24 protein-coding genes are annotated in these 20,655 nt (G+C 71.5%); 5 read left to right on the forward strand and 19 right to left on the reverse strand.

Going from position 1 to position 20,655, the window contains the following annotated elements:
• Positions 1–11 precede the first annotated feature (11 nt).
• Together ACEN9V_RS02580 and ACEN9V_RS02585 are read right to left on the reverse strand one after the other, a co-directional pair.
• Positions 12–974, reverse strand: a complete 963-nt coding sequence (locus tag ACEN9V_RS02580; protein WP_413602013.1) for a family 16 glycosylhydrolase — start codon at positions 972–974, stop codon at positions 12–14.
• A gap of 277 nt (positions 975–1,251) precedes the next feature.
• On the reverse strand, positions 1,252–1,890 hold the full coding sequence (locus tag ACEN9V_RS02585; protein ID WP_413602014.1) for a hypothetical protein: 639 nt from the start codon (positions 1,888–1,890) through the stop codon (positions 1,252–1,254).
• Positions 1,891–2,013: 123 nt separating this feature from the next.
• Between ACEN9V_RS02585 and ACEN9V_RS02590 the strand changes: the two genes are divergently transcribed.
• Entirely contained in the window at positions 2,014–2,469 is a 456-nt protein-coding gene (locus tag ACEN9V_RS02590; RefSeq protein ID WP_413602015.1) for a hypothetical protein, read from the forward strand.
• A 207-nt stretch (positions 2,470–2,676) separates the two neighbouring features.
• Here ACEN9V_RS02590 and ACEN9V_RS02595 read toward each other — a convergent pair whose 3' ends face one another.
• The 17 genes from ACEN9V_RS02595 to ACEN9V_RS02675 form a co-directional block, all read right to left on the reverse strand.
• A complete protein-coding gene (locus tag ACEN9V_RS02595; RefSeq protein WP_413602016.1) occupies positions 2,677–3,852 on the reverse strand; it encodes a flagellar hook protein FlgE in 1,176 nt (391 codons plus the stop codon).
• A 48-nt stretch (positions 3,853–3,900) separates the two neighbouring features.
• A complete protein-coding gene (locus tag ACEN9V_RS02600; protein ID WP_281264435.1) occupies positions 3,901–4,332 on the reverse strand; it encodes a flagellar hook assembly protein FlgD in 432 nt (143 codons plus the stop codon).
• Between the two features lie 24 nt (positions 4,333–4,356).
• Positions 4,357–5,814: a flagellar hook-length control protein FliK gene (locus ACEN9V_RS02605; protein WP_413602017.1), complete on the reverse strand. Its 1,458-nt coding sequence runs from the start codon at positions 5,812–5,814 to the stop codon at positions 4,357–4,359.
• On the reverse strand, positions 5,811–6,518 hold the full coding sequence (locus ACEN9V_RS02610; RefSeq protein WP_402728634.1) for a C40 family peptidase: 708 nt from the start codon (positions 6,516–6,518) through the stop codon (positions 5,811–5,813). The genes ACEN9V_RS02605 and ACEN9V_RS02610 overlap by 4 nt, the downstream gene beginning before the upstream one ends.
• Positions 6,515–6,955, reverse strand: a complete 441-nt coding sequence (locus ACEN9V_RS02615; protein ID WP_402728633.1) for a flagellar export protein FliJ — start codon at positions 6,953–6,955, stop codon at positions 6,515–6,517. Before ACEN9V_RS02615 ends, ACEN9V_RS02610 begins: the two co-directional genes overlap by 4 nt.
• Positions 6,955–8,283 carry a FliI/YscN family ATPase gene (locus ACEN9V_RS02620; RefSeq protein WP_413602018.1) on the reverse strand — a complete coding sequence of 443 codons (1,329 nt, stop codon included), beginning with the start codon at positions 8,281–8,283 and terminating at the stop codon, positions 6,955–6,957. Before ACEN9V_RS02620 ends, ACEN9V_RS02615 begins: the two co-directional genes overlap by 1 nt.
• Positions 8,280–8,897 (reverse strand): hypothetical protein, encoded by a 618-nt coding sequence (locus ACEN9V_RS02625; RefSeq protein WP_413602019.1) that lies wholly within the window; start codon positions 8,895–8,897, stop codon positions 8,280–8,282. The genes ACEN9V_RS02620 and ACEN9V_RS02625 overlap by 4 nt, the downstream gene beginning before the upstream one ends.
• Entirely contained in the window at positions 8,890–9,924 is a 1,035-nt protein-coding gene (gene fliG, locus ACEN9V_RS02630) for a flagellar motor switch protein FliG (protein WP_402728630.1), read from the reverse strand. Before fliG ends, ACEN9V_RS02625 begins: the two co-directional genes overlap by 8 nt.
• Entirely contained in the window at positions 9,921–11,591 is a 1,671-nt protein-coding gene (gene fliF / locus ACEN9V_RS02635) for a flagellar basal-body MS-ring/collar protein FliF (protein ID WP_413602020.1), read from the reverse strand. Before fliF ends, fliG begins: the two co-directional genes overlap by 4 nt.
• The gene (fliE, locus tag ACEN9V_RS02640) at positions 11,591–11,920 is read right to left on the reverse strand and encodes a flagellar hook-basal body complex protein FliE (RefSeq protein ID WP_413602021.1); all 330 of its coding nucleotides are present in this window, start codon (positions 11,918–11,920) and stop codon (positions 11,591–11,593) included. The genes fliF and fliE overlap by 1 nt, the downstream gene beginning before the upstream one ends.
• Positions 11,920–12,315: a flagellar basal body rod protein FlgC gene (locus ACEN9V_RS02645; protein ID WP_194625857.1), complete on the reverse strand. Its 396-nt coding sequence runs from the start codon at positions 12,313–12,315 to the stop codon at positions 11,920–11,922. The genes fliE and ACEN9V_RS02645 overlap by 1 nt, the downstream gene beginning before the upstream one ends.
• On the reverse strand, positions 12,312–12,656 hold the full coding sequence (locus tag ACEN9V_RS02650) for a flagellar basal body protein (RefSeq protein WP_402728628.1): 345 nt from the start codon (positions 12,654–12,656) through the stop codon (positions 12,312–12,314). Before ACEN9V_RS02650 ends, ACEN9V_RS02645 begins: the two co-directional genes overlap by 4 nt.
• A gap of 151 nt (positions 12,657–12,807) precedes the next feature.
• Positions 12,808–13,122, reverse strand: coding sequence for a hypothetical protein (locus ACEN9V_RS02655; RefSeq protein ID WP_413602022.1), 315 nt, complete (start codon positions 13,120–13,122; stop codon positions 12,808–12,810).
• Positions 13,112–13,546 carry a flagellar export chaperone FliS gene (fliS, locus tag ACEN9V_RS02660; protein WP_413602023.1) on the reverse strand — a complete coding sequence of 145 codons (435 nt, stop codon included), beginning with the start codon at positions 13,544–13,546 and terminating at the stop codon, positions 13,112–13,114. The genes ACEN9V_RS02655 and fliS overlap by 11 nt, the downstream gene beginning before the upstream one ends.
• A 13-nt stretch (positions 13,547–13,559) precedes the next feature.
• Positions 13,560–14,960, reverse strand: coding sequence for a flagellar filament capping protein FliD (fliD, locus tag ACEN9V_RS02665; RefSeq protein ID WP_413602024.1), 1,401 nt, complete (start codon positions 14,958–14,960; stop codon positions 13,560–13,562).
• A gap of 95 nt (positions 14,961–15,055) precedes the next feature.
• Positions 15,056–15,943 (reverse strand): flagellin, encoded by an 888-nt coding sequence (locus tag ACEN9V_RS02670; RefSeq protein ID WP_413602025.1) that lies wholly within the window; start codon positions 15,941–15,943, stop codon positions 15,056–15,058.
• Positions 15,944–16,068: 125 nt separating this feature from the next.
• Complete coding sequence (locus tag ACEN9V_RS02675; RefSeq protein WP_413602026.1) at positions 16,069–16,887, reverse strand: sigma-70 family RNA polymerase sigma factor; 819 nt, start codon at positions 16,885–16,887, stop codon at positions 16,069–16,071.
• A 425-nt stretch (positions 16,888–17,312) separates the two neighbouring features.
• On the opposite strand from ACEN9V_RS02675, the gene ACEN9V_RS02680 reads away from it, so the two are divergent.
• From ACEN9V_RS02680 to fliW, 4 genes are read left to right on the forward strand one after another with little or no spacing between them, the layout of a single operon-like run.
• A complete protein-coding gene (locus ACEN9V_RS02680; RefSeq protein ID WP_413602027.1) occupies positions 17,313–17,837 on the forward strand; it encodes a flagellar protein FlgN in 525 nt (174 codons plus the stop codon).
• Between the two features lie 3 nt (positions 17,838–17,840).
• Positions 17,841–19,262: a flagellar hook-associated protein FlgK gene (gene flgK, locus ACEN9V_RS02685; protein ID WP_413602028.1), complete on the forward strand. Its 1,422-nt coding sequence runs from the start codon at positions 17,841–17,843 to the stop codon at positions 19,260–19,262.
• Positions 19,263–19,264: 2 nt separating this feature from the next.
• Complete coding sequence (gene flgL, locus ACEN9V_RS02690; RefSeq protein ID WP_413602029.1) at positions 19,265–20,146, forward strand: flagellar hook-associated protein FlgL; 882 nt, start codon at positions 19,265–19,267, stop codon at positions 20,144–20,146.
• A complete protein-coding gene (gene fliW, locus ACEN9V_RS02695; protein WP_402728620.1) occupies positions 20,143–20,535 on the forward strand; it encodes a flagellar assembly protein FliW in 393 nt (130 codons plus the stop codon). Before flgL ends, fliW begins: the two co-directional genes overlap by 4 nt.
• Positions 20,536–20,655 lie beyond the last annotated feature (120 nt).

Raw genomic sequence — 20,655 nt, forward strand, 5'->3', positions numbered from 1 at the left:
CCGGGACTGCATCACTCGGTCGTGGAGACCCAGTCGATGAGGAGGTTGCCATCGTCGCCCCAGTTGCCGGTCTGGAACATGAAGCGGTGCGCGGTCGTCGGCACGTCCTCGGTCAGGGTCTGGAGGACCTGGCCGTCGACGCTGTACGTGACCGACTCGCCGGGGACCCAGTCGATCGTGTACGTGTGCCAGTCACGCCACGAGACGCCGCTGCCGATCTGGACGCGCTCGTTCTCCTGCCCAGGGGTCATCGAGTGCTGGAACGCGGACGGGCTCGACTCGAAGTTGCCCTCGGGGAAGTCGATCTCGCCGTCGGACCAGACGTTCGAGCTCGGCCAGAGCATGAACGCCGCACCGTTGCCGTCGCCGCCCGTGGCCTTGGCCCGGACGGAGAACGAGCCGCCGATGTGGTCCCATGCGCCGTCCTCGGACCCGAAGGTGCCGGCAGCGCCCGCACCGCCGAGCTGGACGTCCATCACGCCGTCGTGGACGGAGACCGTCTTGCTCGGCTCGTAGATGCCGGACGTGCCGTCGGGGTAGGGCTGCCACGACTGCGGGTACAGGGACTGGACGAGGCCGGTGACCGCGGACGTGCTGAAGTCCTCGACGAACGACGAGTCGGGTGCGACGGCTGCGTCGTCCGCGACGGGCTCCGGCGCGGCCTGCTCGGGGGCGCCTGCGGGGTCAGGACTCGGAGCGTCGGTCGGCTCGGCCGTCGCGGTGTCCGTCGGATCGTCCGACGGCTCGTCGCTCGGTGTGCTCGTCTGATCGTCGCTCGGTGTGCTCGTCGGATCGTCCGACGGCTCGTCGCTCGGTGTGCTCGTCGGCTCGTCCGACGGGGCGGGCGACACGACGGGCGGTGCGTGGTGCCACCGGCCGCCCCAGCCCCACGCGTGTGCGGAGGCAGCGGTCGGGATCCCGACCAACAGGACGGAGGCGGTGGCCGCCGCGAGGACGATGCGCCCGCGCTTCACCGCTGGTGCCCATCGATGGTGGGCGTACTGGACGTGGGGGTCGTGCCGCGCATGGGCGTGCACGTGCTTCGGGTGTGGATGTCGTGCTCCTCGAGGGCTTCGGGTTGGGGAGTCGTCAGGGGCGGACGCACGTCCCGAGGGGAATCGGTGACGTGTCCGCGAACATCCTGCATCATCCTGTGCCCCGTTTGGGGGTCACCGCGAGATCGTCCCCCGAATTCCCCGCTCGGAGCGCGGAGCGGCCACTCGTGTACCCCGAGAGGTGCTCGGTCGACGGTCAGCGCCCCATCGCCCCGGTGAGCACGTCGACGAGGGCCATCAGCCCGAGGACGACCACGACCACAGACAACAGCCAGACGAACCCGAGCGCGTACTCGCCCACGGCACGGAGGAACGTCCCGTCAGCACGACGGCCGGTCAGACGGTCGAGACGTCCACGACCTCCTGACCACAGCGCAGGAACGAGCGCGACGACATGTAGACGCCGATCGATCACCAGCCCACCGTGGACGACGCCCGTCTGATCGAGCAGGCGGAACGGGAGCACGAGGGCGCCGGGCACCAGGATCCGCCGGTCGCTGAACACCGTCGGCGCGACGAGTGTGTCCCCGTCCCGCCAGCATGCGTCAGGAGAAGCGGCCAGTCCGCAGACCCACTGCCAGGCGATCCCGACGACGAGCACGAGCAGGAGCGTCGTGTTCGGCACCCAGCTCACCGGGAACCCGTCGGCCTCGAAGCCCTGCGCGGTCCACTCCGCGCGCGTCGCCCGGGTGAGGACGACCGCCAGGACGGTGACGACGAGCAGCAACCGTCCGGCCCACCGCGCCGCCCTGAGCCACGGCGTCGGGCGTTGCGCCCCTCCGGCAGGCGGCACCGAGCCGTCACGGTGACGCGGAGGAGTCGTCGTGGTGTCCATGGCAGTCGTCATCATCCCGCAGCCGAGTCCGGGTCGCGCGCCCCAGTGGGGGGCACGGTGGCCGTCGCGCGTCCCCCGGTCGTGGACCTTGCGTCGTCCACGCCGTACGGCCACCCTGGCGAGATGCGCATCCGGACCGTCGTCGCGCTCTCGATCCTGGGTGCCTGTGCGCTCACAGGAGGGGGTTTCGCGATCCAGCACGTCCACGACCGCATCGTCGCGCAGCAGGAGGCCCCGGCCGCTGATGCCTCCGTCGAGACGGTGACCCGGGCGTACCTGCGGGCGGCGGAACGGCACGACTGCGCGCTCACCAGCCTGCTGACGACCTCGAACACGTTCTCGTGGTGCGGCGCGGCGCCGGACGCGCTCTCGGACGGCTGGCCCGATCTCCGGTCCTTCCGCGACCTCCGCGCGCCGGAACACGTCTCCGCCGAGGTCGGTGGCCGCAGCCAGGAGTGCGTGGCATCGACGATCGACCAGCGTTGGATGACCGGAGCCGAGCCCGGCGAACTGCAGTGGAACTGGTGCTGGGTGCACACCTCGGGCGGCTGGCGGCTCTGGGACCAGGGCCAGGGCTGAGACGCACCGCGCGGCCTGCTCACGTCGGGGTGGTGCCGTCGAGCGTGACACCGGACCGGCGCCGACACAACGTGCGCGGGATCTTCGTCCCACCGCACAACCGGAAGCAGTCCGCACCACGGCGAATCGTGGTGCGGACTGCTCCCGGTTGGTCGAACGTCGGCGCCCGACGGACCGGCGCCCGACGGACCGGCGCCGCCGAACGGCTCAGCGCTTCAGGTTCGTCAGCTCCTGCAGGACCTCGTCCGAGGTGGTGATGATGCGCGCGTTCGCCTGGAACCCGCGCTGCGCCACGATGAGGTTCGTGAACTCCTGCGACAGGTCGACGTTGGACATCTCGAGCGTGCCGGACGCCAGCGACCCCACACCGGCGGAGCCGGGCGCGCCGACCGTGGCCTGGCCCGAGTTCGCCGTCGCGCGGTAGCCGGACGCACCGGTCTTCTCGAGGCCAGCCGGGTTCGCGAACGTCGCGAGCGCGATGCGGCCGATGGCGAGCGAGGACCCGTTCGAGAACGTGCCGACGACGGTGCCGTCCTTCGAGATCGAGTAGCCCTGCAGCGACCCGGCCTCGTGCCCGTTCTGCGACGAGATCGACGCGGTGTTGAGCGCCGCGAAGCCGGAGAGCTGGGTCATGTCGACGGTGATGCCGCCGACCGCGAGCGTGCCACCGGACGCGACGGAACCGTCTGCGGCGAAGGTGATCGCGCCGGTCGCCGATGTTCCCTGCCCGTTCGACGCCGCGACGCTCCACCCGGTCGTGGTCCGTGTGTACGCCAGGGAGAGCGTGTGCTTGCTGCCGTTCTGGTCGAACACGGTGGCGTCGCGGTTGAGTGTCTCACCCACGGCGGTGTCGGACGGCAGGTTGCCGGTGACGGTGGCCGAGGAGGTCGCGGTCGCCGGTGCGGCGGCGTCGAGCGGCAGGACGATGTCGGTGAGCTGCCCACCGTCGTTGACCACGCCGTTCGTCGCGGAGTACCCCTGGACGATCTTGCCGTCCGCGCTGACGAGTCGGCCGTTCGCGTCGAAGTCGAACGCGCCCGCACGGCTGTAGATCGTGTCGTTGCCGAGCCGCGTGACGAAGAAGCCGTCGCCCGAGATCATCAGGTCTGTTGCCTTGCCGGTGGCCTGCGCCGACCCCTGGGCGAAGTTGGTGGAGACGCCGGCGACCTGCACGCCGAGTCCGATCTGCGCCGGGTTGGTGCCGCCGATGCCGGTCTGCGGCCCGCCGGCGCCCTGGGTCATCTGCGACAGGGTGTCCTGGAAGACCGTTGACGAGGCCTTGAACCCGACGGTGTTGACGTTGGCGATGTTGTTGCCCGTGACGTCGAGCATCTCCTGGTGGGAGCGGAGTCCGGAGATACCGGAGTAGAGCGAGCGGAGCATGGTGTGTTCCTTTCAGAACGAGACGGAGGGAGAAGAGGAGGGAGCGGGTCAGGCGGTCTTGATACCGGAGATCACGTCGAGATCGACCTCCTTCCCGTTCACGGTCACGGTCGGCACGCTGTTCGCGTACGACACGGCGCTCGCGGTCCCGGTGACGGATGCACCGGAGGACGCGTCCGTGTAGGTGACCTGCTTGCCGACGAGGTTCGCCGCGGCGATGCGCATCTGCAACGAGAAGTTCTCGTTCCCCGTCGTGGTCTGGTTGGTGATCTGCTCCATCATCGCGAGCTGCGTCTGCTGGCTGATCATCTGGTTCGTGTCCATCGGCGAGGACGGGTCCTGGTTCTGCAGCTGCGTGACGAGCAGCTTCATGAACACCTCGGAGTCCATCGTCTGTGACTTCTTCGAGGCGGCGTTCGCGGCGAGGGCTGCGGCCTGCGTGGCTTGGTCCACGCTGCCGGTGATCGAGTCGATCGGCATGGTTCTTCCTTGTCGTGGAGCGGCTCAGGCGAGGACGTCGAGTCCCGCGGTGCGGACGGTGGAGGGGACGGACCGGAGGGTCCTGGCGGAGGCGGGTCGGGCCTCCAGGTCGTCGCCGACCGGCGGACCGGCGGCCGGCCGCCCGTCGCGACCGGCGGATTCGCCCGCCTGGCGGTCCGGGTGGTTCTGCGACGACAGGTCGAGCGTCGTCGCCACGCCGGTGGTGGCAGCGTCGCGCCGGAGGTCGGGCAGCACCTGCCGCACGGCGTCGCGCCCGGCATCGGATGCGGCGAACAGCTCGACGTGCATCCCCTGCGCCGTGACGTGCGCGCGGACGGTGACCGGGCCGAGCGTGTCCGGCACGACCTGCACGGTCACCACGTGGTCACCGTGGCCGGCCTGCGCGAGCGTGAACACGGGCCGCGCGAGCTGCTGTGCGAGGGGTGCCGGCTGGGCAGCGGGCGCGGCGGTCGCTGCTGCGGTCGTCGGCGCGGTGGTCGTCGGGGCCGGGAGCGCGAAGGTCGCCTCCGGCGTCCGTCCGGTGGGGCCGGCCTGGAGGCTCGGCTCGCCCTGGGTGCGGACGATCGCGTCCGCCTCGTGCTGCGGCGCGGTCGTCGCCGCGGCCGCGGGACTCGGTACGGCGGGTGCGGTCGGTGCGGTCGGTGCGGTGACCGTGGGCGAGACTCGGGCTGCGCGACCGTTCTCGGCCTGCGCGGCCCGAGGAGTGTCGCTCAGCTCGAGACTCGGCGCGCCGGTGGCCGGAGTGGCCGGGAGTCCGCCAGCGGCAACCGGCGCCGGGCTGCTCGGCGCCGTGCCGGCCGCACCCGCGCCGACGACCGCACCCGCACCGCCGGGCGAGACTCGGGCTGCGCGACCGTTCTCGGCCTGCGCGGCCAGAGGAGTGTCGCCCTCCACGAGACTCGGCTGCGCGGCGCGCCCGGACGCCGGCCGCGCCGCACCCGCCAGCGCCGCGGCCGAGTCTCGGGCCACGCGACCGTTCTCGCGCTCCGGAGCCCGAGAGCCGTCGCCCACCGCGAGGCTCGGGGCGGCGGCCGCGAGAGTCGGGGCGGCGTCGGCCGACGACACCGCGGCGGAAGCCGCGGAAGCGGCGGGCGCGGCGACCGGGAGACCGAGGAGTGCGGCGAGGGCGCCGGCATCCGCGGGTGCGGGTTGCCCGGGCACGGGCTGCGCCGGCACGGGCTGCGCCGGCACGGCCTGCGACGGCACCGGCTGGCCCGCCGTGGGCGCCGTCGTGGTGACGTCGGCGGCAGCACCGGACTCGGCAGTGGTCGTGCTCGCCGTCAGACGTCCGTCCTGGCCCCTTGCCGGACCACGCCCGGCGGCAGGCGCTGCGGCGTCCGCGGCGGTCAGCGCGGCGGCGAACCCGGTGCCCGCTGCGGGGGCGTCCTTCGCGGACGAGCCGGCACGGGCGGGAGCCGCGGCGGTGGGGGCGCCCTGGGCGGTGGGCATCGTCATGGTCATGCGGCGGCGCTCCCGGACTGCAGTAGGGACATCAGGGCAGCGGTCTGCAGGTCGGTCCCGGACGAACCGGCCCCGGCGGCGGAGGCGGCCTTCGTCGCGGCGGCGTCCTGGGCCGACGGCACGATGCGCCGGATGGTCGCGATGTCCGAGTCCTTGTACCAGTTGTCGACGATGCGGACGTCCTTGCCGGGGCGGGGCGCGTGCAGCACCTTGCCGTCGCCGACGTAGATGACGACGTGGCCCTCGCCCTTCGGGATGATCAGGTCGCCCGGCTGTGCCTGCGCGAGCGACGGCACCGCGACGCCCATCTTCGCCTGGTCGGGCACGACGCGCGGCATCGTGACGCCGAGGTCCTTGAAGACGGTCTGCACGAGTCCTGAGCAGTCCATGCCCGAGGTCGTCGTCCCACCGAACACGTACGGCACGCCGAGGTACTTCTTCGCGTCGGCGACCACGTCGTCCCCGGTCGCACCGCTGCCGGTGGCGACGGTCCCCTTGCCCGCGTCGACCGACGTGGCCGGGGCGGTCGTCGGTGCGGCGGTGCCCGAGGCCTCGGCGAGTGCCGATGCGAAGGCGGTCGACGACGCCGCCGAGTCGGCCGAGGACGTCGACGTCGCGGCCGTCGACGTGGCGGTCCCGCTCTGCAGCGTGTCGATCTGGGAACGGATCTCGGAGATCCGGCTCAGCACGGTGTCGAGGCTCATCGGCCGTCTCCGTTCCCGAGGTCGCGCGGGCTCCGTGCCGCGATCTCGTCGAGGGTGGTCTGTTCGGTGCGCAGGTCCTCCGCCGCGACACGGGAGTCGTGCTGCGTCTCGAGCTTCTCGAGCCCGAGCGCCGCGCGACGGGCGGCGTTGTACGACCCCTGCGCGGCATCGGCGTCGGCGCGACGGTGCTGCACCACGGCGTCGAGCTCCTCGAGCATCCCGCGGGTCGCGGCACGGGCTGCGGCGACCGCGCTGAGGGTCGCGGCGTCCTCGATCGGCATCGCGGCCTCTTGGTCGCTCAGGTTCCGGCGCGCGGCGATCCGGGCGTCGGCGGCGTCACGGACGCGTTCGTTCGCGGCGGCGAGGACCGCTGCGGCCTGGTCCTGTTCCGCGTGCCGGAGTCGGAGGAGCCCGGCGAGCGGGAAGCGGCGCGCCATCAGACACCCCCGAGCTGCTGGACGAGTGCTCCGAGGCGATCCCACGACGAGTCCGCGGTCGCACGCTCGTCCATGCCCTGGCGGAGGAACGCGTCGATCGCGTCCTGGTGGTCGACGGCCGCGTCCACGAGCGGGTTCGTCCCACGCTGGTACGCCCCGACGTCGAGCAGGTCCTGCGCGGCCTTCCGTGCGGCCATCACCTTCCGCAGGCCCGTCGCAGCGGCGCGCTGGTGGTCGGTGGTGACCTTCGACGCCACGCGGGAGATCGACCCGAGGGCGTCCACGGACGGGAAGTGCCCCGTCACGGCGAGCTTGCGGTCGAGGACGACGTGCCCGTCGAGGATGCTCCGCGCGGAGTCGGCGATCGGCTCGTTGTGGTCGTCACCGTCGACGAGCACCGTGTAGAGCCCGGTGATGCTCCCGGCGCGGTCGGTGCCGGCGCGTTCGAGCAGGCCGGCGAGGACCGAGAACGTCGACGGCGGGTAGCCCCTGGTGGCTGGCGGCTCCCCCACCGAGAGCCCGATCTCGCGCTGCGCCATCGCGACACGGGTGAGCGAGTCCATCATCAGCACGACGTCCTGCCCGGCGTCGCGGAACGACTCCGCGATGCGGGTGGCGACGAACGCGGCACGCAGACGCATGAGTGCTGGTTCGTCCGAGGTGGACACGACGACGATCGAGCGTGCGAGGCCCTCGGCACCGAGGTCGTCCTCCAGGAACTCCCGGACCTCGCGGCCGCGCTCCCCGACCAGTGCGATGACGTTGACGGCCGCGTCACTCCCCCTGGCGATCATCGACAGCAGCGACGACTTGCCCACGCCGGACCCCGCGAACAGGCCCATGCGCTGCCCGCGCCCGACGGTCGTCAGGGTGTCGAGCACCCGGACCCCGAGCTGCATCGGCGTGTCGATGCGCGTGCGCGCCATCGCGTTCGGCGTCGCGTGGTCGAGTTCCACCCAGTCGGCGGCGTCGAGCGGGCCACGGTCGTCGATCGGGCGGCCGAGGCCGTCGAGCACGCGTCCGAACAGGCCGTGTCCGGTCGGCACGAGCACCGGTCGCCCGGTGGGCCGAGCCGGCGTCCCCGCGGTGATCCCGGTGAGTCGCCCGAGCGGCATGCAGCGGACGCCCGTCGCGTCGGTGGCGACGACCTCGACGGCGGTCTGCGGTCCGTCGTCGTGCCCGACGAGGACGACCTCGCCGATGCGCGCCTCGAGTCCGGCGATCGTCAGCCCGAGGCCGACGGCGCTCGTGACGACGCCGACGCGCTGCGGTGCGGCGAGGGCGACGGCGGCGTCGAGGCCGCGCGGACGGAGGAGCGTCGCGGTCACGCGGTCACCCCCAGCGCGTCCTTGGCGCGGGCGAGTGCGACACCGATGCGGGCATCGAGGATGCCGTCCGGCAGGTCGACGACCGCGTCGCCGTCGGCGAGGGTCGCGTCCGCGCGCACCGGGACCGGCAGGTCCAGTCCGGCGACCGCCGCGGCGTCGGCCGGGCTGAGCCGCACGTCGATCGCGACCGTGTGGTCGACGGACGCGAGCGCACGGCGGACCGTCGCCTCCGCACCGGAGTCGACCCGGGCCTCCAGGACCGGACGGGAGGACCGGATCGCGTACCCGACGGCGGCGTCGGCCAGTTCGACGGCGGCTTCCACGACGGATCGCTCCGCCGACTCCAGCACCGGCACCGTGCGCGCGACGAGCGCGTCGGTCATCGCGCCGAGCACGGCGACCCGCCTGGCCGCCTCGGCCTCGAGCTGCGCGGCGCGGTGGTCGTGCGCTGCCGCGAGCTCGGCGCGCAGTGCGTCCGTCTCGGCCTGCGCGGCCCTGAGCCCTGCTGCGTACCCGGCGGCGTGCCCGCGGACCTCGGCGCTGGCGACGCGGTCGCGGAGCCCGGCATCGGCGACGACGGGGAACGCGACCCGTTCGAAGGTGGTGTCACTCAACGAGCTCGTCCTCCTCCGCGCGGTGGACGGTGATGACGCCCTGCGCCTCGAGTTCGCGGACGGAGCGGACCACCTCGGCACGCGCCTCCTCGACCTGCGAGACGCGGACGGGGCCCATCGCCTGCAGTTCGTCGTCGAGCAGTTCGCGGTTGCGCTCGGAGACGTTGGCGCGGATGGTCTCGACGACCGGTCCGGCAGCGCCCTTCATCGCGGTGGCGAGGATCTTCGAGTCGATGCCGCGGAGCACCTGCTGGATGTCCCGCGCCTCGAGCTTGACGATGTCCTCGAAGGTGAGCATCCGCGAACGGATGTCCTCGGCGAGCTCGGGGTCGCGCGCCTCGAGCCCGTCGAGCACGGCCTTCTCGGTCGCGACGTCCGATCGGTTGATGATGTCCACGAGCGGCTGGATGCCCCCGACGACCTCGATGCTCTCGCGCGGCGACACGACGGCGCCGGCGCGCTGCCGGAGGACGCCCGCGACGATGCCGACCGCCTCGGGGGTCGCCGAGCCCATCGTGGCGAACGCCTGCGCGACGTCCGTGCGGGCACGTTCGTCGACCCCGGCGAGCACGGCGCTCGCCTGGGCGGGCTTGAGGTGTGCCAGCACGAGGGCGATGGTCTGCGGGAGCTCGCCCTCGAGGAGGGTGATGATCTGCCCTGGTTCGGCGTCGTCGAGGAAGTCGAAGGACTGCCCGGCGAGGTTCGAGGCCAGGCGGTCCATGACGCCCGCGGCGCGCTCGGCACCGAAGGACGCCTCGAGGAGCCCGAGCGCGGTCTCCTTGCCGCCTCGACGCTGCGTGCGCCCGGTCAGCGTCATCCGGTGGAACTCGGTCAGCGTCTTGTCGACGACGGTGTCCTCGACCCGGCGCATCCGGACGATCTCGGCGGAGATCTCCTCGGCCTCGAGCTCGGAGAACTGCTTCATCACCTCGGCGGCACGCTCGGTCTCCATCTGCATGAGGATGAGCGCGACCTTCTGCGCACCGGTCAACGCGCGGTCGCCGGACGCTGGGGCGGCGGCGTTCACACCGTGGTCCGGTCGTCGAGGAGCCCGCGGAGGAGCTCGGCCGTGCGCTTCGGGTCGCGCTCGGCGAGGGCGGAGATGTCCTGACGGCGGCGCTCGGCGGTGATCTCGTCGGTCGTGAGGACCTCGGTCGGGGCGTCGTCGTGCGGCAGCGTCGGCAGCGCGACGGTCGGGGCGTCGCCGGCGGACGAGAGCCCGGCGCGCTGCTCGGCTGCGTCGACCGCCAGCGGCAGTTCGAACGCGCTCCCGAAGGCGTCGAGCTCGCCGACGTCGACGCTCTCGCGCTCCTGCCGCCGACCGCGCTTGACCAGCACGATGATCAGCGCGATGAGGGCCAGAGCGATGCCGATGACAATGCCGGCGGTGCGGATCGCCGACCACATCGCCTCCTGCTGGTCGGCCTCCTGCTGTGCCTTGAGCGCCTTCGCGGCCTCGTCGGCGGTGCTCGTGTCGAAGTCCATCATCGCGACCTTCACCTGGTCCCCGCGGGCGGTGTCGGCTCCAGCAGCGGCGGACACGAGGTCGTTGATGCTCTGCAGGTTCGCGTTCTGCACGGACGTCGCCTTGCTGTTCAGCGCGACCGACACGGTCTGGCGCTGCACGCCGCCCGACGGGATCTGCGTCGTCTCGGTGGTGTGGTCGACGGCGTTGTTCTTCGTCGCAGACTCGTTCGTGTACCCGCCGTCACCGGTGCCGCTCGTCGCGGTGCCGTTCGGGACGGCGATGTTGTCCGGGCCGAGGACGCCCGTCGCGCCGCTGGAGGCTCCGGCGCCGGACCCGTACTGCTCCTTCGTGGACGACTCGTTGAGCGCGACCGGTCCTGACGTCGGCGTCGTGTAGGACTCCGACGTGCGCGTCCCGGTGTTCTGGTTCATCGTCGCGGACACGACGACGCTGGCGTTGCCGGCTCCGAGGGTCGTGTCGAGCAGGTCCTGGATCTTCTTCGACGTCGACGCGTCGTAGTCCGCTGCCTGGTCGGCACCCGATCCGGTCGCGCCGGTGCCGACGGCCGACAGGGTCTGGCCCTTCGCGTCGACGACGGACACGTCGGTGGGCTGCATGCCCTCGACCGCGGCGCTCGTCAGGTGCACGATCGACTGCACCTGGTCGGTGGTGAGCTGGACGCCGTTCTTCGTGGCGATGAACACCGACGCCGTCGGGTCCTTCTCCTCGGACACGAACACGGACTTCTCCGGGATCGCGAGCTGCACGGTGGCGGTCTGCACGCCGTCCATCGCCGAGATCGTCTTCGCGAGTTCGCCCTCGATCGCGCGCTTGTAGGTGACGTCCTGCTGGAACTCGGAGCTCGTCACGCCCATCTTGTCGAGCAGCGAGTAGCCGCCTTCGTTCGACGACGGCAGGCCGTTCGACGCCGCCTTGAGCCGCTCGGTGTACACCGCGGACTGCGGCACGAGGATGGTCGCCCCGCCGTCGGTGAGCTGGAACGGCACGCCGTCGGTGGTGAGCTGGTCCGTGACCGAGCTCGCGTCAGCAGCGGCCAGCCCGGTGAAGAGCGGCGCGTACGACGGCTTGCCGAGCCAGGACGCGAGCGCGATGCCGCCGAGGACGAGCGCCGCGACGCCGAGGATCGCGATGGTGCGCTGGGCGGCGGAGAAGCCCTTGACGTAGGCGCCGAGGCGACCGAAGACGTTCTGCAGTGCGGCGGGCATCAGGCCTGCATCCTCATGATCTCGTTGAACGCGTCGACGCCCTTGTTGCGCACGGCGGCGACGAGCTCGAGCGTGACCTGCGCACGGGTGGACGCGATGGTGGCGTCGTGGATGTCGTCGAGGTTGCCGGTGACGGCCTTGAGCGCGAGCGTCTTCGACGTGCTCTGCAGCTCCTGGAGTCCGTCGACGGCGTTGCCGAGACTCGCGGCGAAGGACCCGTCGGTGCCCGTGGTGGGCTCGGCGGTGTTCGCGGGCGTGGTGGCCTGGTTCGTGCCGAACACCCCGGAGAGGGCGTTCGTGGTCACACCGTTCACGGCGTCGATGGGCATCAGTTCTTCCCGATCTGCAGTGCCGCCTCGTAGGCGGTCTTCGCGCGGTCGACCACTGCGGCGTTCGCCTGGTAGCCGCGCTGGGCCATGATGAGGTCCGCCATCTGCGTGCCGAGGTCGATGTCCGGCATGCGGACGTACCCTTCGGCGTTCGCGAGCGGGTTGTCCGGGTCGTAGGTCACGCGGCCGGCGGCGCTGCCGAACGCAGCGCCCTTGACGTAGGCGCCGGAGACGCCGTTGCCCTCCTGCACCTCGACGTACCGGGCCTGGAACGCGGTGTCGTCCATCGACTTGACCGTGTTGACGTTGGCGATGTTGTCGGAGATGGCGTCGAGCCACTTCCGGTGCACGGTGAGGCCGGTGCTCGCGATCCCGATCGCGTCGAAGGTCGTCACGAGTTCGTCCGCATCGCCGCACGGACGCTGGTGAGCTCGGAGTTCATCGCCTGCGTGGCGAACTGGTACCGGAGCACCGTGTCGATGTTGGAGAGCGTCTCCTCGTCGAGGTTGACGTTGTTGCCGTTCGTGTTCGTGGGCTCGAGGCTCCGCGCGATGGTCGGCGTCGTGCTGCCGTTGCCCTCGACGACGGACTTGGCGAGGGCGTCCTCGAACTGCACCTTCTCGGCGTGGTAGTTCGTGGTGTTGATGTTCGCGATGTTGTTCGCGATCACGCGCTGGCGCATCGAGAGCCCGTCGAGCGCGCTCTGCAGCGCCGCCGACGTCACGGAATCGAACACGGAGGGTCCCCTCGTCAAGGTGCCGTCGTCCTGTGCGACGACACCGTGCGGTGGTGGCCGATCCGTGGCCGGGTGGTCGAGCGATCCGTGCTCGTCGGGCGCTATCGGAGCGCGGGTCCCTGGGTGTTAGCGGTTGCCCCGAACGGGGGGCTCAGGCGGAGGCGTCGAGGTACACCGAGCGCTGCGGCTCGCGCGTCGCGTCGACGGCGCGGAGCGCCCCGAGGTGCTCGAGCGTGCTGCGCCGGTCCTGCTCCAGCACCTGCATGCGGTCCCGCTGCGCGGCGAGCAGCCGGGAGGCCCGCCCCACCAGGTCCCGCGGGATCCGGCCCAGCCCGGTCGGCTCGTGCCACGGGGCCGGGTCGTCGGCGGCCGCCGCCTGTTCCAGGGACGTGAGCACGGCCTCCCAAGCGGCCCGCTGCTCGTCTGACCCGGTCTGCTCGTCTGGCGGGGTCTGCTCAGGCGACACCGAGCGCTCCGCCGACCGTGTGCTGGGCCGGTGCTGGCGTCGCCGGCATCGCGGCGGCCGCGTCGTGCCAGGACTGTCGCAGGGGCTCGAGGATCCGGATGCAGTCGCGGGTCGCCTGGACGTCCCGGTGCACGTTCGCCGTGATCAGCGAGGTGGACGCGTAGTTGTAGATCGCCAGGAGACCCTCGCCGCCGTCCCACGCGTCGATGCGGAGCGTCGCGGACAACTCGCCGACGATCGCCTGGGCGTGCAGGAGCTGCTCGCGCGCGGCGTCCCAGTCGTTCGTGGTCTGCGCGGCCTCTGCACGGTGCAGGTCGAGCAGCAGCCGGTCGTAGAGCATCGTGACGAGCTGTGCCGGCGTCGCGGAGAGGACGGCCTCGCTGGTGTACTGCGCGCGGCGGCGGAGCGTGTTCTTGTCGTACATGGTGTCTTCCCGTTCAGCTCGACGTCGAGGACAGCTGGCTGGAGAGCCAGCTCGACTGCGACTGGAGCTTGCTGAGGCTGGTCTCGAGCGCCGCGTACTGCGTCTGCAGCGCCGACTTGCGCGATGCGAGGCGGTCCGTCCAACGGTCGATCTGGTCGTTGAGGTCCTTGACCACGGCCTGTTGGCCGGTGATCGCGGTGGTGAGCGAGCCGGTGTACTTGTCGGACGCCGACGTCGCGGCAGCTCCGACGTTCGTCGCGACCCCGGAGAGGATCGCCTGCGTCCCCTGCGGGTCCGTCGCGAGGGCCTTCTGGAACACGTCGGCGTCGAAGGTGAAGTCGCCGTCCTTCGTGATCGAGATGCCGATCGACGATGGGGACTTCCCGTTGACCGGGGCGGACATCGTGCTCGTGAGCCGCTGCACGGCGTCGCGGGTCGTCGAGTCACCGAGGAGCACCCCGGCCGTCGTCGTCGTGGTACCGGCCGTGGCGCTCGTCGTGCTCGTCAGCGTGGTGTTCGACGCGTAGTAGGAGCTGATGGCGTTCATCGCGTCGACCAGACCGGACGCCACCGCCTGTGCCTTGGTGGTGTCCTGTGCGATCGAGACGGTGACCGGGTCGCTCGTGACCTGGGACACCGTCACGTTCAACCCCGGGACGATGTCCGCGAAGGTGTTCGTCGCACTCGTCACCGTCTGCGCCGCGGCCGTCCCCGCCCAGAGCGTCACGCTCGCGTCGGATGCCTGCTTGACGACAGCGGCGCCGGTCTCGGTGAGCACGTCGGTCGCCGTTCCCGCGGCGACGTCGGCGGCCGTGCCGCGGTGGATCGTGAACGCGCCTGCCGCGCCGGTCGCGGTGGACGTGAGCTGCAGCCGGTAGAGCTTCGTGCCGTCGGCGTCGGTGCCGGCGGACACCTTCGTCGCGGTGATGCCCGCTCCCGACTTCGTGATGGCGGAAGCGACGTCGTCCATCGAGCCGGATGCCGGGGTGACGGTCGTCGTCGTGCCGTCGGCCTTGGTGATCGTGATCGGTTGCGCGTCCGTGGACCACGTCCGCATCGCCGCCGTGACGCCCACCTGCGCGGACGCGGTGGAGGCCACGGTGAAGCTCAGCGACCCGGCCGTGGCGTTCGCACCGGTCGTCGCCGTGACCCCGGCGTTCGAGCTGGTGACCCCGAAGACGTCGAGCGAGGTGGCCTTCGCAGCGTCGGCCGCCTTCGTCGCGAGGGTCTGGACGAGCCCGTTGATCGTCTGCAGTGACGAGATGAACGAGTTGGTCGTCGTGACCTTGGTCTTGAGGAGCGTCTGCGGCACCGACTCGATCGACATGAGCGAGTTGATGAGGCTCGTCGTGTCGAGCCCGGACACGAGTCCGTCGATGGCGAAGTTGCCGCTGGACACGGACGAGGTGGACATCTTGGCTCCTGGTCCTCAGTCGGGTGAACTGGTGGTGCGGGAGGCGCCGCTCGCCGGGAGGTCCGAACCGTCCCCGGTGAGCGGCGCCGTCGCCCCTAGCGGAGCAGCGAGAGGACGCCCTGCGTGCTCTGGTTCGCCTGCGCGAGCATCGACGTGCCGGCCTGGCTGAGGATGTTGTCGCGCGTGTACTTGACCATCTCCTCCGCCATGTCGACGTCGGTGATGCGCGACCCGGCCGCGGTCAGGTTCTCCTTGGCCACGTTCGTCACGTTGATGGCGTGGTCGAAGCGGTTCTGGATCGCACCGATGTTCGAACGAGCCGACGAGACGGCCTTGATCTGCTCGTCGATCGTGGTGATCGCCGCCTGCGCGTCGGTCGCCGTGTCGAACTTGATCGCCCCGGCCACGTCGACGGTGCCGTCCGCCTTGTACGTGTCCGTGGTGAGCTTGCCCGCGATCGAGCTGACGTCGGCCCCGGCGAGGTCGACCGTGATCTGGCTGGCGGTGTCACCGTTCGCCCCGACCTGGAACTGCAGCTTGCCGTCGGCGGCGCTACCGGCCTTGCCGTCGAGCAGCTTGATGCCGTTGAAGTTGGTCGAGTCCGAGATGCGCTGCAGTTCCTGCTGGAGCTGCCCGACCTCGGTGGTGATCGCCTTGCGCGAGTCGGCGTTGTTCGAGTCGTTGCCGGCCTGGACGGCCAGGTCGCGCATGCGCTGGAGGATCGAGTGGGTCTCGGTGAGGCCACCTTCAGCGGTCTGCACGACGGAGATGCCGTCCTGCGCGTTGCGGGCGGCGACCGTGAGGCCACCGACCTGGGACTTCAGTCCCTCGGAGATCGACAGACCGGCCGCGTCGTCGGCAGCACGGTTGATGCGGAGACCCGTCGAGAGCTTCTCGAGGGACTTCGACAGGTCGTTCTGCGTCGAGTTGAGGTTCCGGTACGTGTTGAGTGCCGAGAGGTTGGTGTTGATGGACATACCCATGGTGGTTTCCTCCGTGAAATCTGGGTCTTCGTCAGCCCGTCCGTGGGCTGACATGGTGTCCTCTCGGCCGGGCGGCCGGAGGCGTTAGGGAAACCGTCGGGATTTCTCCGAGCGGTTCCCACGGCTCAACTGGCGACCACGTGCTGGCCGGTCGCGGCGTCCTGCACCGCACGGGCGACACCGACCGCGGCGTTCGCGGCGACCTTCGCCAGGTACGCGCTGCGACGTGCCGCGGTGGTGCGGGACACGGGCTCCGGGGTCTCGCCACCGTCGCCGTAGTGCGTGGCCAGACCGTCGCGGAGCAGCCGCATCGCCTCGGAGCGCTGCTGGGACACGGCGGAGTGGGTGATGCCGAGCTCGGCGGCGACGTCGGTGACCGAACGGTCCCCGAAGTAGACGGCCTCGACGACGAAGCGCATCCGCTCGGGCAGCGCCTCGACGGCAGCACGGAGGTAGCGGCGCCGCTCGGCCTCGACGAGGTCCTCGCCGGGGAGCGGCAGGTCGGCGGCGACGGTGTCGTGCACGGTCTCGTCGATCGGCGTCACGACCCGGCCGGCGTCGCTCATCGCGTCGGCGGCGGTCTGGCGGTCGACACCCATCGCGTCGGCGATCTCCTGCACGGACACCGTGCGACCGAGTCGGGAGGACAGCGCCTCCTGCGTCGCGAGGGCCTCGCGGATGCGCTTCCTGGTCCCGCGGCTCGCCCAGTCCGCCGAGCGCATGTCGTCGGCGATCGCGCCGGTGATGCGGGTGCGGGCGTACGCACCGAACGGCACGCCGAGGGTGGGGTCGAAGGCGTCGGCGGCCGCGACGAGCGCGAGCGAACCGACGGCGGCGAGGTCGTCGCGGTCGAGGTGGGTGGCACGTGCACGGACGTCGGACACGATGTAGCCGACGAGCGGGAGGTGCTCGACGATCATCGCGTTGCGTTCGGTGCGGTCCATGCTGATCCCCTGGTCGTCTCGACTGGTGTGACCCGTCCGTGGGCGCGGCGATCACCGGCCGCGTGGAGGCCGGTCGGTACGCCGAAGACCCGCCCGGGTCCCTCCGGGCGGTGCACCCGCGTCCCTGCGACGCGTTCCGGTTTGTCCCCCGGGGGTGCGTTCTGAATGTATCGGCTGGCAAACCGCTGAACACCCCCTCACACGTCCCCAAAGCGGGGGGACACGGGCTGTTTCCCGGTCGGCATTTGGGGGGACCCGAGTGCGGGAACGGTCGTTGCTGTCCCCCGGAGTGGAGGCACCGGGAGGAAACCGTGCCGACTCGTGCCCCGCCACCGCCGGGGTCGCGCTTACGGGGCACCCCGGGCTGCCGATAGTCCCCGCTGTCCGCAGGATGACCGACACCGCAGGATGACCGACACCGCAGGATGACCGACACGCAGTCGGACCGACACCGGGAGGAGATGATGAGCGTGAACGACCTGTCCGCCGTGCTCTGGCGCGAACGAGAACTGCTCGAACTGCTCACCTTCAAGCTCGAGGAGGAGCAGCTGCTGCTCGCCGCCGGGCGCTCCCGCTGGGTGTCGCACGCCAGCCGCGAGGTCGAGCAGGTGCTCGAACGTCTCCGCGCCACCGGACTCGAACGGAGCGCCGAGAGCGCCGCCGTCGCCGAGGAGTGGGGCGTGGACCCCGACGCTCCCCTGCGCGAGGTCGTCGCCGCGGCGCCTGGTGGCCCGTGGGGCGAGATCCTCGCGTCGCACCTCCACGCGATGGTCGAGCTGACCACGCAGATCGGGGCCCTGCGGGACGAGAACGACCGCTTCCTCCGGACCGCTGCACAGGCCACCGAGGAGACCCTCGCCGGCACGGTCGGCGACACCGCGACGTACGACGCCACCGGGACCTCGGGCCACGCGACGGGCGAGGCCCGACTGTTCGACGGGACCCTGTAGACGATGGTCAGCACATTCGGCTCGCTCGCCACCGCTTACTCCGGCCTCGCCGCAGCGCGTGCCGGCATCGACGTCACCGGGCAGAACATCGCGAACGCGGGCACCGCCGGGTACACCCGCCAGCGCGTCACGCAGACGTCGATCCCCGCGGCGCAGACCGGCTTCATGCGCGGGACGGCGGCCCTCGCCGGACAGGGCGTCTCCGTCGACGGCATCGCACGACTCGGCTCCCTCACGCTCGACGCCGGCGTCCGCGCCGCTGCCGGGTCCTCCGCGTACGCCACGGCCAGGGCAGCCGGACTCGACCAGCTCGAGACCGGGCTGAACGAGCCGGGCGACGACGGGCTCTCCGCGAAGCTCGACGACTTCTGGTCCGCGTGGGGCGATGTGTCCACGCACACCGACGACCCGGGTGCCGCCACCGCGCTGCTCGGTGCCGCGAAGACCGTCGCGTCCACCCTGGCCGCCGGGTCGAAGGCCGTCGACGCACAGTGGACCAGCGTCCGCAGCACCGTCGCCGGACAGGTGTCGCAGCTCAACGACGCGGCGAAACAGGTCGCCGACCTCAACGGCCGCATCCGCACCGCACTCGCCGGTGGCGGCAACGCGAACGAGCTCATCGACCAGCGTGACCAGCTCACCGAGCAGATCGCCTCCCTCGCCGGGGGCACGACCCGCGCGAACGCCGACGGCACCGTCGACGTGCTCATCGGCGGCAACCCGCTGGTGCAGGGCTCGGATGCCCGCTCGGTCGCGCTCGGCGGCGGGACCCGACTCGCGGACGGCGCGCCGGTCACCCTCACCTGGACCTCGGGTTCCGGTTCGGCCGTCGCCCTCGACGGCGGATCGATCGCCGGCAACGTGTCGCTGCTGGCACCGGCGAACGCGAACGGCACCGGCGGTGCGCTCGCGCAGGCGTCCGCCGCGTACGACACGATCGCGACGACGATCGCCGCACAGGTCAACGCCGTGCACGCCACCGGCACCACGGCGAACGGGACCACCGGTGCCGCCTTCTTCGCACTCACCGCCGGCGTCCCGGCCGCGCAGGGCCTCACCGTCGTCCCCACCGACGCCGGCGGCATCGCGACGCGGAACGCGGCCGGCGAGTACGACGGCTCCGTGGCCGATGCCCTCGGCGAGCTGGGGAAGGCCGTGGACGCACCCGACAAGGCGTGGGCGACGTTCGTGGCGGGCGTGGGCACGGCCTCCCGTTCGGCGACGTCGGAGGCGACGCTCACCGGCCTCGCCCTCACCAACGCGCGCACCCAGCAGCAGTCGGGCGCCGGCGTCGACCTCGACGAGGAGAACGTCAACCTGCTCAGCTACCAGCACGCCTACCAGGGCGCGGCACGTGTCCTGACGGCCGTCGACGAGATGCTCGACACCCTCATCAACCGCGTCGGCCTCGTCGGGAGGGGATGACCGTGATCACCCGTGTGACCACCCAGATGTCCATGGCAGCGGCCACGGGCCGGCTGCAGGCCGGTGCCGCCAAGCTCGCACAGCTCACCGAGCAGGCCACGACGTTGAAGAACATCGGGAAGCCGTCGGACGACCCGGTCGGTACCGCATCGTCGATGCAGGTCCGCAAGGAGCAGGCCGCGAACGCGCAGTACACCAGGAACGCGAACGACGCGGTCGGGTGGCTGGCGAACACCGACAGCGCGCTCGGCGACGTCTACTCGGTCCTCTCGAAGGTGCGGGACCTCGCCGTGCAGGCGGCGAACTCCGGCACCATGAGCGACACCGACCGTGACGCGTTCGTCACCCAGTTCCAGGCGCTCAAGGGCGACCTCGCTGCGAGCGCGAACGCCACGTACGGTGCCCGGTCCGTCTTCGCCGGGTCCTCGACCTCGTCGACGGCGTACGACCCCGCCACCGGGTGGGCGCCGTCCACCGCGACCGTCGACCGGCGCATCGGCGACGGGACCACGGTGCGGGTCGACACCTCAGGGGCCGCCGTGTTCGGCTCCGGGTCGACCTCCGTGTTCTCGATGATCGACTCGATCGTCGGGGACCTGCAGAACGGCGTGAACGTGAACCCCCGCATCAACGACGTGGACGCGCACCTCCAGACCGTGCGGGGCGTGCAGGCGGACGTCGGTGTCCGGCACGCGGCCGCGATCGCCGCGCAGGACTCCCTGAAGTCGTCGTCGACGACGCTCGAGGGACGCCGCTCGTCGATCGAGGACAAGGACCTCGCCAAGGCCGTCCTCGACCTGCAGGTGCAGCAGACCAACTACCAGGCAGCCCTCGCCGTCACCGCGAAGGTCCTGCAGCCGACCCTGATGGACTACCTCCGATGAACATCGACCTCACCTTCGCCGTCGCACCGTTCGGTCTCGAGCCCCTCGTCGCGTTCACACTGACGCCGGTCTCGGGTGCCGACGGGCTCTTCACGCTCGTCGGGGCGGGGACCACGGCGTCCGGGGTGTCCGCGCCGAAGATGTTCCTGCTCGACGCTGCGGTGCACCTGCCCGACTACGCGCCGGCGCTGTCCGACGAGCAGGCGGCGACGATCGGGCTGACCGCGCCGTCGGACGCGATGCTCCTCGTCGTGGCGACCCCGGGTGACGCCGGCACGACGGTGAACCTGCTCGCGCCGGTCGTGGTGAACGCGCGGACGTCGGTCGGCGCACAGTTCATCCTCGAGGACCAGGACCTGCCGTTGCGCGCGGAGCTCGCTCGGCGGTAGGGGGCTGGGCTGGTCCCGGCTCCCGGCTCCCCGCTCCCCGCACCCCGCTCCCCCCCCCGGGGGCCGACTCGGAACGACAGGATCGCTGTCGTACGACAGCGATCCTGTCGCTGGGCGGCG

This window comes from Curtobacterium sp. Curtsp57, from assembly GCF_047324335.1.
Taxonomy (GTDB): domain Bacteria; phylum Actinomycetota; class Actinomycetes; order Actinomycetales; family Microbacteriaceae; genus Curtobacterium.

Excerpts from the sequence above, each read along its gene's own strand:
- ACEN9V_RS02585 (WP_413602014.1), bottom strand. The coding sequence starts at position 1,890 with ATGGACACCACGACGACTCCTCCGCGTCACCGTGACGGCTCGGTGCCG.
- ACEN9V_RS02590 (WP_413602015.1), top strand. The coding sequence starts at position 2,014 with ATGCGCATCCGGACCGTCGTCGCGCTCTCGATCCTGGGTGCCTGTGCG.
- ACEN9V_RS02595 (WP_413602016.1), bottom strand. The coding sequence starts at position 3,852 with ATGCTCCGCTCGCTCTACTCCGGTATCTCCGGACTCCGCTCCCACCAG.
- ACEN9V_RS02600 (WP_281264435.1), bottom strand. The coding sequence starts at position 4,332 with ATGCCGATCGACTCGATCACCGGCAGCGTGGACCAAGCCACGCAGGCC.
- ACEN9V_RS02605 (WP_413602017.1), bottom strand. The coding sequence starts at position 5,814 with ATGACCATGACGATGCCCACCGCCCAGGGCGCCCCCACCGCCGCGGCT.
- ACEN9V_RS02610 (WP_402728634.1), bottom strand. The coding sequence starts at position 6,518 with ATGAGCCTCGACACCGTGCTGAGCCGGATCTCCGAGATCCGTTCCCAG.
- ACEN9V_RS02615 (WP_402728633.1), bottom strand. The coding sequence starts at position 6,955 with ATGGCGCGCCGCTTCCCGCTCGCCGGGCTCCTCCGACTCCGGCACGCG.
- fliF (WP_413602020.1), bottom strand. The coding sequence starts at position 11,591 with ATGCCCGCCGCACTGCAGAACGTCTTCGGTCGCCTCGGCGCCTACGTC.
- fliE (WP_413602021.1), bottom strand. The coding sequence starts at position 11,920 with ATGCCCATCGACGCCGTGAACGGTGTGACCACGAACGCCCTCTCCGGG.
- fliS (WP_413602023.1), bottom strand. The coding sequence starts at position 13,546 with ATGTACGACAAGAACACGCTCCGCCGCCGCGCGCAGTACACCAGCGAG.
- fliD (WP_413602024.1), bottom strand. The coding sequence starts at position 14,960 with ATGTCCACCTCGTCCGTGTCCAGCGGCAACTTCGCCATCGACGGACTC.
- ACEN9V_RS02670 (WP_413602025.1), bottom strand. The coding sequence starts at position 15,943 with ATGGGTATGTCCATCAACACCAACCTCTCGGCACTCAACACGTACCGG.
- ACEN9V_RS02675 (WP_413602026.1), bottom strand. The coding sequence starts at position 16,887 with ATGGACCGCACCGAACGCAACGCGATGATCGTCGAGCACCTCCCGCTC.
- ACEN9V_RS02680 (WP_413602027.1), top strand. The coding sequence starts at position 17,313 with ATGACCGACACGCAGTCGGACCGACACCGGGAGGAGATGATGAGCGTG.
- flgK (WP_413602028.1), top strand. The coding sequence starts at position 17,841 with ATGGTCAGCACATTCGGCTCGCTCGCCACCGCTTACTCCGGCCTCGCC.
- fliW (WP_402728620.1), top strand. The coding sequence starts at position 20,143 with ATGAACATCGACCTCACCTTCGCCGTCGCACCGTTCGGTCTCGAGCCC.